This window comes from Limnofasciculus baicalensis BBK-W-15, assembly GCF_024178385.1.
GTDB classification, from domain to species: domain Bacteria; phylum Cyanobacteriota; class Cyanobacteriia; order Cyanobacteriales; family Coleofasciculaceae; genus Limnofasciculus; species Limnofasciculus baicalensis.
Window position 1 is genome coordinate 1 of record NZ_JAMZMM010000024.1, and the last position, 14,816, is coordinate 14,816.

8 protein-coding genes are annotated in these 14,816 nt (G+C 42.0%); 2 read left to right on the plus strand and 6 right to left on the minus strand.

What is annotated here, in order from left to right; all coding sequences use genetic code 11:
* Positions 1 to 156 precede the first annotated feature (156 nt).
* Positions 157 to 1,680, plus strand: coding sequence for a DEAD/DEAH box helicase family protein (locus tag NJ959_RS04245; RefSeq protein WP_254010507.1), 1,524 nt, complete (start codon positions 157 to 159; stop codon positions 1,678 to 1,680).
* A gap of 9 nt (positions 1,681 to 1,689) precedes the next feature.
* Here NJ959_RS04245 and NJ959_RS04250 read toward each other — a convergent pair whose 3' ends face one another.
* From NJ959_RS04250 to NJ959_RS04275, 6 genes are all read right to left on the minus strand, one after another.
* A complete protein-coding gene (locus NJ959_RS04250; protein WP_254010508.1) occupies positions 1,690 to 2,037 on the minus strand; it encodes a type II toxin-antitoxin system PemK/MazF family toxin in 348 nt (115 codons plus the stop codon).
* A complete protein-coding gene (locus tag NJ959_RS04255) occupies positions 2,031 to 2,273 on the minus strand; it encodes an AbrB/MazE/SpoVT family DNA-binding domain-containing protein (RefSeq protein ID WP_254010509.1) in 243 nt (80 codons plus the stop codon). The genes NJ959_RS04250 and NJ959_RS04255 overlap by 7 nt, the downstream gene beginning before the upstream one ends.
* 324 nt (positions 2,274 to 2,597) lie before the next feature.
* On the minus strand, positions 2,598 to 6,182 hold the full coding sequence (locus NJ959_RS04260; RefSeq protein WP_254010510.1) for an ATP-binding protein: 3,585 nt from the start codon (positions 6,180 to 6,182) through the stop codon (positions 2,598 to 2,600).
* Positions 6,183 to 6,409: 227 nt separating this feature from the next.
* Complete coding sequence (locus NJ959_RS04265) at positions 6,410 to 9,073, minus strand: glycosyltransferase family 2 protein (protein ID WP_254010511.1); 2,664 nt, start codon at positions 9,071 to 9,073, stop codon at positions 6,410 to 6,412.
* Positions 9,074 to 9,190: 117 nt separating this feature from the next.
* Positions 9,191 to 11,857 (minus strand): cellulose biosynthesis cyclic di-GMP-binding regulatory protein BcsB, encoded by a 2,667-nt coding sequence (locus tag NJ959_RS04270; protein WP_254010512.1) that lies wholly within the window; start codon positions 11,855 to 11,857, stop codon positions 9,191 to 9,193.
* Between the two features lie 153 nt (positions 11,858 to 12,010).
* Positions 12,011 to 13,399: a family 8 glycosyl hydrolase gene (locus NJ959_RS04275; RefSeq protein ID WP_254010513.1), complete on the minus strand. Its 1,389-nt coding sequence runs from the start codon at positions 13,397 to 13,399 to the stop codon at positions 12,011 to 12,013.
* A gap of 255 nt (positions 13,400 to 13,654) precedes the next feature.
* On the opposite strand from NJ959_RS04275, the gene NJ959_RS04280 reads away from it, so the two are divergent.
* Positions 13,655 to 14,548 carry a ParA family protein gene (locus NJ959_RS04280; protein ID WP_254010514.1) on the plus strand — a complete coding sequence of 298 codons (894 nt, stop codon included), beginning with the start codon at positions 13,655 to 13,657 and terminating at the stop codon, positions 14,546 to 14,548.
* Positions 14,549 to 14,816 lie beyond the last annotated feature (268 nt).

A 14,816-nucleotide genomic window follows, 5' to 3' on the forward strand; every position in this document is an offset into this window, starting at 1 on the left:
CTTATCCCCCTTATCCCCCTTGTGGGTGTGGGGAGTGGGTTTTTTGGTGTGGGGGAGTGTCTTTGTAGGTGTGAGTTGCTGCAACAATTTTTAGCGTCACCAATCACCTTCATAGACTCGCTGCTATACAATTAGCCAAGCCATTAGCCATTAGCCATGTTTCGTAATCCCAGATTAACCTTTGACAGGGGAACTCTACTATTACATCCACCACCACGGGGTAAAGCATGGGTGGATTATGCCACATGGGATGACCGAGTGGAGAAGTTTCGCATTTTAGGAATGTACTATCGGAGTTTGGTGGAATTACTCCAAGCTGAGAAGATTGATTTTATTGATGACGCTAAAGAATTTATGTCGCTGGAATTGCTTCCCAGCTTTGAAATGAAACCTTATCCTCATCAAGAGGAAGCACTTTTAGCGTGGAAGCAAGGGGGAAGGCGTGGGGTAGTTGTATTGCCAACTGCTGCGGGGAAAACTTATTTGGCACAATTAGCGATGGAGGCTACTCCTCGGAGTACGTTAATTGTTGTACCAACTTTGGATTTAATGCACCAATGGTATGCTCAAGTAGAGGCAGCCTTTCCCGATATAGAGGTGGGATTGCTAGGGGGAGGTTCCCGCGATCGCACTCCTATTTTAATTGCTACTTACGATAGTGCCACAATTCATGCTGAGTCTTTGGGGAATCTCTACGGATTGATAATTTTTGATGAGTGTCACCACTTACCGACAGATTTTTACAAATCTATTGCCGAATTTGCGATCGCGCCTTATCGTTTAGGATTGACTGCCACTCCTAACCGTACTGATGGAAGACATAACGATCTAAATAGATTAATTGGTTTAGAAGTTTATCGCAAAACTCCGGAGGAATTATCTGGTTTGGCTTTAGCTGAACATAAGATAGTTCAGATCAAGGTTAAGTTATCACCAAAAGAGCGCGAGCGGTATACTCAGTGCCTTAAGATTCGTAATGAGTTTTTGAAAGAAGCTAATATCCATCTTAGTAGTATGGAAGGTTGGCAAAGATTTGTCCAAATGAGTGCGGGTTCTCAAAAAGGAAGGCGTGCTATGTTAGCACATCGGGAATCAAAGGAAATTGCCCTTAGTACGGATGGGAAAATGCGGATTTTAGCCGATTTACTTGCAAAACATTACCTGGAAAGAATTCTGATTTTTACTAATGATAATGCTACTGTTTATCGGATTTCTCAAGATTTTTTAATCCCTGCTATTACTCATCATACTCATGTTAAAGAACGTCATGATATTCTAACTCGATTTCGGGAAGGAGAATACAAAACTCTGGCGGCTTCCCATGTTTTAAATGAAGGAGTAGATGTTCCAGATGCGCGGATAGCGATTATTTTATCCGGTACGGGTTCAGAAAGAGAATATGTCCAGCGATTAGGGCGAGTTTTGCGGAAGGGGACTGATATTAATAAGGTAGCTTTACTATATGAAGTAGTGGCAGAAAATACGAGTGAAGAAGGAACTTCTCAGCGGCGAAAAGGTGGGCTTACTAAAAGTGAACCGCCCAAGAAAAAGGAAGTGGAAAAGCAGAAGTATCAGCAGTTAGAAATTGTGCCATCTTCTCCATATTATGTGAAGCCAAAGGCTACTCCTAAAGCGGCGGAGTCATCGAAAAAGTGGGGGGAAGAGGAGGATGATGACTGATTGGCAAACTTACGAAACCAGGGGTTCTAGTTTAGCCAGCACTTCTTCAATAACATCCGGTGTAGCTTTTTCGACAAACTTAATATTTCTTGCCCTCCAATCCAAGCTTTTAATGTGGTCAACCAACACGACACCAACCGTCTCCATACTTTCAGCAAGTTTCACCTCAAAACTCAGTCCCTTTACCTTTCCTGTAATTGGACATATCAATGCCAAAGATGCCATCTTATTATATTTTGCTGGCGACAGGATAAACGCCGGACGATAGCCCGCTTGTTCGCGTCCCATTTGGGGATTGAAGTTGATGCGGACAATATCTCCCCGCTCTGGTACATAATTAGAATCAGAATCTACCAAACTTCCCTCCCCACAGGCATCCCAGTATCAGTTTCCCCATGAAAATGTTCCGCCGTCATTCCTGTCAATAATTCATCGAGGGTATATTTTTTCCTTCGTTGCGGTGCAATTATCAAATTTCCATCAGACACGCTAATGGATACACTGACACCTTCACTCAGTTGTAATTGCTCGGCTAAAGAATTGGGGATACGGATAGCGAAACTATTGCCCCATTTAGTAATAATAGCGGTCATAGCTACTTATCTCTCGTCACGACCTTATTGTATCTACTATGAAGATACATAATACTTACATTATGCTATAAATTTGACAACTTTAACTCAGATCTTGCACCAGTTGAAATAACCGTAGGGTGGGCAGTCCCCACCAACGTAATCATCAGCTTTTCGCCTTATATTGGGGACTGCCCACCCTACCTACAACTCTTTTTTGACATTGGTGCAAGATCTCAGTTTAACCCTTTGAAGGTTTAGGGAGAGCAATGTCCAAAATCTCCTGTGGGATTGGATGACATTACTTGGATGGATATTACCCTCTGTAGGTTGAATTATCTCCACCTACTTAAAACCTAAATTAGTGACACCTTCCCATCCCTCTGGTACCCCATATTTTTGGTATCGCTGACAGCGCTTAATATAAAGAATAGCGGCTCTATCTTGAGGATTGAGCTTTAATATTTTTTGGAATATGCCCTCTGCGATGGCAAAATTTCCCTGACTATAAGCGAATACTGCTTGCTGAAATATCTTCCGTGTTTTTGTCTTTAACTGATTAGATTTTTTAAGTTTTTCATCATATAATTCATAGATGGCAATGGGTTGCTTTTTCCCTTTGACTCTAACACGATCGAGAAATCGATAGGTATAATTTTGTACGTCACTAAGCTGAGATATTGTCGCTTCGCTCACTAAAATTCCGACTCCATAAAGCTTGGTTAATCCTTCTAAACGAGAGGCTAAATTAACCGCATCTGAAATAACTGTAGTTTCCATTCGTTCCGATTCACCAATGGTTCCTAGCATTAAATTACCCGTATGTAAACCGATGCCAATGGCAATAGGAACATCACCTTGTTGTTGCCGAGCTTGATTGTATCGTACCATGGCGTGTTCCATTGCGATCGCAGATTCTACTCCATCATTGGCGGAGTCGGGAAACAATGCCATAATCCCGTCGCCAATATATTTATCAATAAACCCATTGTGCTGACGAATTAGTGGACTAACTCTACTTAAATAGGAGTTAATAAAATCAAAGGTTTCTTGAGGTGACATTCCTTCTGACAAGGTGGTAAATGAGCGAATATCAGAAAACATTGCCGTCATTTTCTGTTGTACTTGGTCACCTAATTGGACATCTATAATACTTTCCTTTTGTAAAAATCTGAGAAAATTCTGGGGGACAAATCTGCCGTAAGCGGAGGTGAGTTTAGCGAGATGGAGATGGGTTTTGAGGCGAGCCAGCATTTCTTGTTTTTGGATTGGCTTACAGAGATAATCATTGGCTCCTGATGCAAATCCTTCTACTATATCTGCTACTTGATTTTTGGCAGTTAGCATAACAATGGGTAATTCTTGTGCGGGGAAGCGATTGCGGATTGTTTGACAGACTTGATAACCTGTCATACTGGGCATCATCACATCGAGTAAGATGATGTCTGGGATGAAACCGTTATCGATAACTGTTAAAGCTTCTAGTCCATTACTCGCTTCAGTAATCTCGTAATTGTATAGAGCAAGATGGTTGATCAGTACTTGACGATTAACGGGTTCGTCATCCACAATTAAAACTTTGTATTGCGTACCATCAATAGTTTGAGAGTGGGAGATTTGACTTTTGATTGGTGTTGCTGATTGGGGTATTTGACGGCTTATTGCTGTTGTCGATGGGTGAATATGACTGCTTATAGGTGTCGGGAAATTATTATTTCTGATATCAGAAATAGGCTTAATTGGTTCCTGTGATTCAACCGAACTTGGGGATATATTTAATTCCGTCTGGTTAGAGAAACTAGGTAAGGTAAAGGTAAATTGTGAACCTTTGCCAACTGTAGAATGAACCGTAATTTCTCCACCGTGTAATTCAACCAGTGTTTTTGTCACGGCTAATCCTAATCCTGTACCACCATATTCTCTAGCAGTGGAACCTTCAGCTTGTTCAAAGGATTCAAAGATACGGTCAAATTTATCTGCGGGAATGCCAATTCCAGTGTCAGATATGGTGATGGCAATTTGTTGTTGGTTATTGGTTGTTGGTTGTTGGTTATTGGTTGTTGGTTGTTGGTGATTGGTTGTTTGTTGTTGGTTATTAGATAGATTCTCTTGATGAATGACTGATGATGAATGAGTGAAAATGACTTCTGCTGTGACTTCTACGGTTCCAGAAGGGGTAAATTTAATAGCATTACCTACCAAATTATGCAAAATTTGTTGTAGGCGATCTTCATCTGCTTCTACAGTTGGCAGATTACCGGGAATCCGATTGATAAGTTGTAAATTTTTATTGGCAACTAGGGGTAAGCTGAGAGTTAAAACTTCATCGATAATAGATCGTAAATCTAAGGGTTTGAGTTGCAATTCTATATTTTTATGTTTGAGTTTAGAGAAATCGAGAATATCGTTAACTAACCGAGACAAACGGTGACCGCTAGAGATAATTAAAGTGAGGTTTCTTTGGGTGGTTGGCGATAATTCCCCAGTTGCACCGTCCATCAGAGATTCCGCAATACCAATAATACCATTGAGGGGAGTCCGAAGTTCGTGAGAGGTATTAGCGAGGAATTCATCTTTAAGTTGATCCAGGCGTTTTAGGTCTTCATTTTGCTCTTCTAAAGTGGCAAAAGATTTTTGGAGTTGCTTGGCCATACTATTGAAAGAATTCGAGAGCTTTTCTATTTCAATAATGTTGCTGGGAGCAATATTCTGGTCTAATTTTCCGTCAGCAATCTCACAGGCGGCTTGAGAAACTTCTAGAATCGGGCGCGTCATCCATCTACCAGTAAGAATACCAATAGCGATGGCAATTAATAGAGCAATTAAAGCTAGTATAATCGTATTAATAGTATTGGCATTGATTTGCTCCATAAAATCGGATTCTGGAACAGTCACAACAATTAGCCAATCTAATCCTTTGTCATCTTTAAGTGGCAAAACCTGTACCAATTGCCGTTGACTCTTTAGCAAAAAGTCCAGTTGTTGGGACTCCTGAATGCTTTTGAAGGTGTCAAATTTTTTCTGCAAAAATATCGCAGTTTCCCGGATTAATGGTTCACTACTCTCTGTGGCTTGAATTAGCTTGGCATTTTGGCCTTCACCTCTAGTCAGTTTTTCATCCGTTGAACTAGACATGATTTGGCCGGAACGATTCATAACAAAGGCTCCACCATGCTTACCAATCTTCAGGCTAGAAAGAAATTTTCTAAATTGCTCTGGCAATAATACATCAACACCACAGACACCAAGTAGTTGTCCATTCCTGGAATCGTAGACAGGTTGACTAGCAGTAATAGTGGGGATTAGAGAGGTAAAATCTAGATATACATCACTCCAAGTCGGACGTTTTTGTGCCACAGCCGCTTTGTACCAAGGGCGATTTCGGGGATCGTAAATTTTCTCATCCTTACTGTTAAGTATTAGTCTATTTCCATCGGCATCTAGCTTATAAGTATAGATATGGTGATTCGTAGATTCATTGGCAATTCGTAACTTCCCCGTATCCAAACGTACATAGTTTTTCCCATTTTTAAACTCTTCTAGTCTGACTGCGAGATGCTCACCTTTCTGAGTCGAGCAATAAATTCCATAGGAGAAGGAATAAATCTTGGCTTGCTGGAGGAGTTGAGACACATTCTCGGGGTTAGCAAAATCTAACTCGCCTCTGGCAAAGGCAGTCGCATTAAACTGGTTGATATCATGGGGTACAGTCAGGTAACTTTTTAACTCCCTTTCAATCCGAAGAGTCAATTCACTGCGAAGCTGAGAGGCTAAATCATTCACCGCTTTTTGTCCATTGCGGAATGAAAGATAACCCACTAGCCCCACTGTACCAACGATTTGCACGACAAAAGGAACAATTAGGGTAATCCAGAGACGAAATTTTTTACCCTTCTGAGGGTTAGGTTTGCTAGATGCTTCCGCAGACATGATGTTTTTGGAGTCAGTTTAGACTCTATTCTCACTCAAGTTGAGGCTGCTGCTACTGAGGGAGTAAAAGATAGGATGGAAAAGTAACGCCAAATCAACAGGATTGAAACCCGCGAAGGCGGGTTTTGTCTGTGTAGCTGCGGTTTTAACCGCCCTTCAGCCAAATCAACAGGATTGAAACCCGCGAAGGCGGGTTTTGTCTGTGTAGCTGCGGTTAAAACCGCCCTTCAACGTAGTATTCTTAAAAGCTCTTTAATTTTCTCATCCTGCTTATCCTTAAATTGCTCTGGAAAACTTAACTCAATTGCCACCTTTCCAGGAGTACCACTACTACCTCCATCACTCGCCAATAAGTCTATAGATGAAATTTGAGCCAAGAGACGCTCCCGTGAAGGAGTATTTTCATTCTGACTTAATAGTAAGCCAACAATCGGTTCTTCTTGCTGTATCCTTTCTAAGTTTTTAGACTCCAGTAACTTGGCATTTGAAGTTGTAATATTTTCTAACTCTAGCCTGATACTCGTCGCTCCTAAATCCGTAGCTTTGCCAAGATAAAATTCACCTTGCCAGTAAATCTGAGCTGAAGCCCGAATCTTTTTCCGCAATCTTTTAAGATTCGATTTAGATACATTAAATTCCTTAAATACGCGGAACATGCCCGTAGCTAAGAAGCCAAAAGATTCCATCGGGCGATCCACATATTGACGCTTTTGGGAATACCATTCCTTCACATCAGAATAGGTGACTAAAGTTAAATTATCTTTCTGAGTTTGATTAAGATCGCTAAACCTAACAGATAAGATAGATTGATTGTTATTTCTCGATTGTAACCTGATCACCTCCGCATCCAAAATTACCCTCGCCCCAAAATCACCAACTAACTCAATTTCCACTTCTTCTGGTAAAGTAGGTTGACCTTCTAAAAGAATTCCAGTACCTGTTTCTGAAAGATCCTGAGTAATTCCATGCCATTCCTGAGTCTGCTCAGTGTTGTAATCATAGCTATAAACTGTCGCTCCTAACCGTCGATATAAACGGTGTGAAGTTCGTTCTTGGGGTTGCTCAAAGGCAACTAATAGTGCTGCTAACAGTAGAATTAGATTAAAGACTGACCACATCGCATTAACTGATACCGCCTCCCAATCCTCTGGACGGAGGATCAACCAAAAGGGTACAGAAATCAAAGCAATTATAATTAATGCCGTCACTCCTAACAAACCTTTCACCGACTGCCAATCAAAGTTTTCCCAAGTAAATTCTCGCTTAATTAACGTCATATCTTTGTCGGTGACGTTAAACTCACCTAGATTAGGATTAATCAGCGCCATCATGGTGACATATCCCGCCTGAAATGCCATCACAAATTCGAGAATTTCGTTCCAAAAAGAAAACCGAACTTCCTTATAAGTGATGTAGTTAGCATTTAATGAAAGAAGAAGGTGAGGCAAAGCATAAGCCAATGTTTCTAAACCCAAACCCCGAATTGGGTTAATACTAAATAGTAAAAACAAAGTCGGCGCAATCGCGTACATTAATCGAGGATAGCCGAAGAAAAAGTGGGAAGTAGCACTAAAATAGCAAATGCGTTGGGGAATAGTTAGATTCAATTTGGGGTTCAAGACTGGGTTTTCAATCCGCAGAATTTGAGCCATCCCCCGCGCCCAGCGAACTTGCTGCCCCACATAGGAGGAAAAAGTCTCAGGCGCTAAACCTGCAATCATAATTTTGTCGTAGTAAACTGACTTATATCCTAAAGAATGCAATCGGAAAGCCGTGTGGCAATCTTCAGTGACAGTTTCTGTGGCAATTCCACCAATTTCCAGGGCATATTCTTTGCGAATTACGGCCGCTGAACCGCAAAAGAATGCCGCATTCCAGAAATCATTTCCTTTTTGTAAAACCTTATAAAATAGTTCATTACCTGCCGGAATTCGCCCTCCAGTGCGCAAGTTTCTCTCAAAAGGATCGGGGTTGAAAAACCAGTGAGGTGTTTGGACAAATGCCACTTTATCATCTAAGAAAAAGCCCACTGTATGCTGGAGAAACTGACGAGTGGGGATGTGATCGCAATCCAGAATCATTACCAAATCGCCGTCTGTATTGCGAAAGGCTGTGTTAATATTTCCCGCCTTAGCATGATCGTTACTATCCCGTGTCAGGAGGGATGCCCCGACTTCGGCGCACATTTGCCGCAATTGTTCCCTCCGGAGTCTAAACTTTTCTCGGCGCGGATCGTCTTCTTTATACTTTTCTGGACGACCATCATCTAAAACATACACCTTTTTTTTAGATGCTGGATAATCAATTGCCACTGCACCTAGTGTCGTCTTCCGTACAATATCTACATCTTCGTTGTAGGTGGGAATATATATATCAACTTTAAATAATTTATCTTCGGGAATGGTTGAAATATCTATTGGCTCGCGATCTTGAATTTTCAGTGTTTGAAAGTAAGCCAAAACTAAGGTCAAAATTGCGTAAAGTTCTGATACTAACAATAGTAAACAAAAAGTGCCATTGAGGAAGGTATCAAAGTTGAGGGTATAGCTCAGACGGTAATATAAATAACGAGCTGTGGTAGCTAAACTCAACCACATTAAAAACAAGTGATAATATTCGCTGATTTCTTTATCATTTTTTACTCTTGTTTCTGCTCGCACTATCACCTGTCCAATTGCTATTAGGACTACGGCAATCGCACTCTGCTGCCAAATCTTGAGCGGTGTAATTACTAGTGGTACGGATATGATGCTTAGGAATAAAATCATCCATTTTAGATGACTCCATCCTAATTTTCCTAGTATTCTGTCAAAAAATGATGGGATAAAATCGACGAGCCAATCAGTGGCGAAGGGACGGCGGGGACGGAAATTGAAGAGGGAAAAAGACATGTTGTTAGTTGTTGGTTGTTAGTTGTTGTTTGTTAGTTGTTGTTTGTTAGTTGTTAGTTGTTTGTTGTTCTTTGTTAAATAACCAATAACCAATAACCAATAACAAACAACCAATAACTAATGACTCTTTTGATCGCTAAGGCGCTTGAGATAGAGCTGAGAGATACCATAGAGTAGAAGTGCGATCGCTAAAATACCTCCTGGTAAGAAAATCCAGTTATCCTGGAGGATGCGAGCTATTTTACCTAGCAGGCTGGTATTTTCAATCCGGCGAGTTGTGGGGGCGCGGTTCAAAAAGTCAAGCTTGTAGGCATCGGGATCGTAAGTAGATGTGTTTTCCTGATTGCTACTAACCAGTACCGTATCTTTTTTGAGTTGGAAAAACCAAGAGTCTTTGCTAATAATTTGTCGTACTCTTTCTAAACCATTTTCGGTTTGAGCGGAGAGTGCTAAAACAACCCGTTCCGGATTATCTGGAGATATGATTTCTTTAATTGTCCCTCCATCATCTGGCAATGTTTGGATGCTTGCTCGATCCGATTGTCTAGAAAAAGCACTACCTAAACCAAATCCGCCCGCTTCCTTTGTCAAAGCTTCCGGTAAAGGAAATTGATCCCGCGTACCAATTGCTACCAAATTGTTTGTTTTCCGGACTTCTGGGGGCAATGAGGCGGTGGTGTAAGCGCTAATCTTGACTGAATCTGCCTTAGAAAGTCGTCCCAATCTTTCGCTGAATGCCAGCATAGTTAGGAGATCTGTTTTAGTCGGTGCATCGGGTACGACAATTGCCGTATTTGATAAATCTTGGGGTGCGGCAAAGGGATAACCTGACTGCAAAAGTTTTAAATCTGGCAGTTGTACGGATTGTTGGCGGTTGAGTTTAAAACTGGTGTCGGGATGAACTGTTCCTGTTAGTTGTTGATCTGTAACTTTACCGCATTCTCCAGGCTCCCTGGGGTTCAAACGGAAGGCTACTTCCAGTTTAGAAGTGGATGTGAGACGGTTCATCAGGTTGGCAGGTAAATCTACGTTTAGCTTCTTGTTAGTCGCGCCATCTTCACTAGTTAACCTTGCCCCACCAATAAATACTCCATCAAGTAATACTTCAACTGCTGAGGTTCTAGGATTAACTTGGGGACCATAACTGTAACGGAGATTCATGGAGCTTCCCCGGGTAAACTCGTCATCTGGTAAGGGGCGAAAATCAATCTGAACGGGTGGTGCGCCAGCACCTCGCACGGCGATCTCTTGTAAGGGTTCGCCGTTTTCCTGGGTTTTGATGTCGCTGAGTTTAAAAGAATCTTTGGTTGGTAAAAATCCTTTCCATTCTCGGAGTGGGGGTGCTGGTACATCCTTGAGACTATTAACTAAAATAGCTTGGCCAGTGCCAAGTTTCTTAGTATCTGGTTGTACTAAAAACTGAGCTGCTTTAGCAACTCCTTCAGAGCCATTTCCCGTGACAACTAATACTGGCACAGCTCCATCCAGAGTTGTGGTTAATATCAATACTCCAATATCTTCTGGTAAAGCTGTTTTATTCCCATCCAGAATTTGATTTTTAATAATGGGAAAGGGTAGATCTAAATCTTTTAGTGTGGGTTGAGTGGCGGGAGTGCCGATAATGACTGCGCGATCGCCAAAGTCCAGATCTTCGATATCTTTGACTAAGCTAGTCTCAATTGGACGAAACTCAGCCTGTCTGCCTAAAGCTGCTTGTAAACGAGAAGCAGCTATTAACCAATCATCATTTACTTTGGGTAGCAAGTAAACAATCTTATTTGCATCCAAACTTAATTGATCGAAGAATGGATAGGGATAGCGGCTAAAGTTTAGAGGTATTGGTTGGGGTTGATATTCAAACTGTAATTCTGAATCTGGTAGCACCTCAGTCCAAAGAGTTGCGTCACTGGGATCGCTACATTTTTCATCATTCTGCTGCTGCACTACAATCGTTAGATCATTATAATCCTGAATCAATCTTGCTGGGATACTAAATAAAGCTTGACCTATCTGAGACTGTTTGCGATTGAGGGGTATTGAACCAATACTTGTACCATTCACCTGTACGGTTAAATTAGAGCGACTAGCAATTAATGCAGGTGAATGTTGGTAACGGATTAGAGCTTTGGAGGCAGTTATTTTCCAGCCTTGGGGACGAGTAAAGCCTAATCGCGCTGTCGAATAAATACCCCGCAAGCGGAAACGGTTCCCCACCACAGGAGAGCGATTGAATTGCAGGATGTACTCAGCAGTTGGCAGAGCTTCGGTGGTAGTAGTTTCTTCTTCTTTAATGGTTGGAGATTTTGCCCTGGGTTTGGCACGAGGTTGATCCGGAGTCTCTGTTTCTGACGTAACTGACTCCCTAACCTTTGGCTCTGACTCTGGTTGTGGCTTTGGTTTTTCAGGCGTTTGGGGGCGTGGGGTTGGTTTTCGTGGGGGACTTTGAGGTTGCTGCGGGGGCGGTTGTGGTCCGATTAGTTTGCGGGTGGCTGGAGCGCTAGGCTTTTTATTTTTGGGAGGAGACGGAGGTAAAGGTTTATAGACTGGAGTTTGGGTTGGCGCACTTGGTAAGGTATACTCGCGAATCAATTGGTCTTCTTGCTCTTTGAGAGAGCGATCGCTTTGAGCTGATACCAAATTGACATTATTACCCAATATTACAATTAATATTACACAGAATAGTAACAGCCAAAATCGCGGGTGTTTCTGCCATCGGGTGGATTGATTTCGGCGCTCATTGGTCGTTGGTTTCTTGGGTTTGGAAGACCCAAACAATCGTTTCATAAGCTATTGTTCATCTAATTTTAATTGTGATGAAGGAAGGATGAAAGATGAAGGATGAAGTTTGAAAAATAATACTTCATCTTAACTGTCCAAATTATCGTTCTTATTTCCTCCTTCATACTTCATACTTCATCCTTTATCCTTTATCCTTCATCATTTTTGCAGTAGTTTAGGATCGATAGCTTGAGTAGGGAGTAATCCTAACCAGGCGAGATTTTGAGTGTAGTAGGATGATTGATCGTCCCAAATTCCCTCATTGTATCTAGGTAATAGTTTTTTCTGGAGTAATTCTTCAGCCATTTTAGGATCGATTAAGCGCAGGGCAGGATAAAGCATAGCGTATTGGGACGTTGCTTCGTAATTAACTATAGATTTCCCCTGGAGATCGATTTGGGCTGGGATATTCCCAGGTTGGCGCAATAGTTTTTGAAGGTGTTGAGTGGCTACTTTAAGATAGCTTAGTCCTTCCGGAGATTGAAATAATTCAGCATCCCAAGCTACTCGCCACCAAACTCGGTACGCATCAAAGCTATAGAGGCTTTTGAGTTTACTATCGGGTGGTAGTGGCTGGAATTTCCCTGTTTGAGTATCCAGGGCAATCCAATCACTTGGCAAGCCTGCTTTGGAAACTTTGGATGACTGCTCTAGAATTTGGTAGCTACTTTCAACTAAACTCAGCCAATTCCGTTGAGGATCGACTTGAGCAAAGAGGCGAAAGGCATAGGGTGCGAGATAGGAGGGATTGAAATATATAGTAGAGGGAGTGGGGACAAAGGCTTCTTTTGGCCCTGGTAGGAGATAGCGCTTTCCCCCCGCTACTTCTATGGTGGAATACTCCCACAAATCTCGCAATTTGAGCTGTGCCAAATTCAGATATTCAGGGCGATGCCAACGACGGTATGCCAAGATTAAAGCCGTAATCGCATCAATATCCGCATCGCTAGCAAAATTCCGATCAATTGCGCCCCACTTTTCTTTTTCCTTTCCCCACAACCACACCCAAAGTTGATCGATGGGTTTACCTTGAGGATCGAGTCGATGGAGGTTATTTTCCGCCCATTTTAGGGTGAGGGCAAATGTGGTAGGGTCATCAATGAGGACGGCTCGTAGCATAGCATAAGCTTGACCTTCAGAAGTTGAGCGATCGCTAGCTTGATAGTCGATTACTCGACCATCTTCTTGGATAAATTGTTGTCTGTAGATGACCCAGCTTTGTTCGAGTATATCCCGATTAGCCGTTGATGGGGGTAATTTCGGGACACTGACAATGGGTGACTCGGTTACCGTCTCTGTTGGCGTTGACAATGGCACCGTCTCTGTTGGTGTCGGTAATGGAGATGATGGTGTTTTCGGTCCTTCCTTCAAGGAGATGGAAACGCAGCCACCCAGATTGCCGGAAATGGCGATAACAGTAGCCCATAACAGGGGAATGGAGAATGGGGAATGGGGAATGGGGAAGAAGGTATTGAGTCTTTTCCCTTTCAGCTTTTGCCTTTCCTCGGAAAAATGCCTGAACTTTAACACCGCGATCAAACCTAGCATTTTCACCTTATTCTAATCATTCCTATACTGGATCCGTGTACTGAGGAGAGATAGAAACAGTGGATTCCGACTTTAATCTCGGCAGAAGGCTCCCGCTATAATCTTGGGAATCCCCCGCTATACCTCGTAGAGGTATAGCGGCCTGAAGATGTCAATCCGTTGTCTCGCTACACTATGATAAGAAAGATAAAGCTCCAAACCCCGCGATCCCAGCCAAGGGAGTGTCAAAATTATAATCTGTAGAGACCAAAGTGAATGGGATACGTTATTTCCATAGTCAATATGAAAGGTGGTGTTGGTAAAACAACCACCACCGTTAATCTAGCAACAAGTTTCGCCAAAGATTATGGGATGCGAGTGTTAATCGTAGATTTAGATACTCAGATTAATGCAACCCTAAGCTTGATCCCCCCCCTTCAATTTGCCAATTTAAGGAAAGAAAGTCGCACCTTAAAACAGTTAGTCGAGCAATTAATTAACCCGAATGGTCAATCAACTATCCCAATCCAAAACGTAATTCAGCGAAATATATGTAAAGTGAATGGGCTAGATTTACTACCTGGTAATATCGAACTATATAATGATTTTTTATTGGCAACACGTCTTTATTCTCAGTCAAAGAGCGATCGCCAAGACTTTGAAAAAAACTGGAATAATTTGGAAGATACCTTATTCAAAAGCATTCTCCAGCCAGTATTAGACAATTACGATCTAATGATATTAGATTTTCCTCCTGGAGATAACATGCTTACCAGAAGTGGTTTAATCGCTAGTAATTTTTATTTGATTCCAGCTAAACCCGAACCCCTGTCAGTTGTAGGGATGGGAATATTGGAAGCACATATCAAAAAACTCAAACAGAGCAATCGCACTAACATCGCTCTTTTGGGCATTGTCTTCTCATCTCTGGGCCATGCGACAACAATGGCAACCAAAGTCAAAAATAGAGTTAGTGCTGAATTTGGTTCAGACAAAATTTTTAATACAGAAATTCCCACCAATGTGGCTATTGCCAAAGCCGTTGATGAGTTTCAGCCTGTTGTCCTCACGGAACCAAATTCATCAGGTGCTAAAGCCTTCACTGATTTAAGCAAAGAAGTCTTACAGCGACTCGCCAATACCCTGGGGACAAGGTTTTCCAAAAACTAGTCCATAAGAGCAAAAATCCTTCAACACCTTACTCTATAGCGGTTTTCAGTTCCATCAAGTACAGAGGAAAAACCCCCAGAAACCCGGTAACTTCGGCGAAACCGGGTTTCTCTCCACCTCACTTAACTGAGAAGCGCTATATGTCGAGGATCGGGGGATCGGGAGAGAATTTAACCGCTCAGTTATTTCGGTTTTTTGGTGCAGGTATGCTAATATACCTTTATATTAATTTAGCGCTTACTATCGTTACTCCAAGAGGATTTTATTC

Coding starts and splice junctions, on each gene's coding strand:
- NJ959_RS04280 (WP_254010514.1), top strand. CDS start 13,655: ATGGGATACGTTATTTCCATAGTCAATATGAAAGGTGGTGTTGGTAAA.
- NJ959_RS04260 (WP_254010510.1), bottom strand. CDS start 6,182: ATGTCTGCGGAAGCATCTAGCAAACCTAACCCTCAGAAGGGTAAAAAA.
- NJ959_RS04265 (WP_254010511.1), bottom strand. CDS start 9,073: ATGTCTTTTTCCCTCTTCAATTTCCGTCCCCGCCGTCCCTTCGCCACT.
- NJ959_RS04255 (WP_254010509.1), bottom strand. CDS start 2,273: ATGACCGCTATTATTACTAAATGGGGCAATAGTTTCGCTATCCGTATC.
- NJ959_RS04275 (WP_254010513.1), bottom strand. CDS start 13,399: ATGCTAGGTTTGATCGCGGTGTTAAAGTTCAGGCATTTTTCCGAGGAA.
- NJ959_RS04245 (WP_254010507.1), top strand. CDS start 157: ATGTTTCGTAATCCCAGATTAACCTTTGACAGGGGAACTCTACTATTA.
- NJ959_RS04270 (WP_254010512.1), bottom strand. CDS start 11,857: ATGAAACGATTGTTTGGGTCTTCCAAACCCAAGAAACCAACGACCAAT.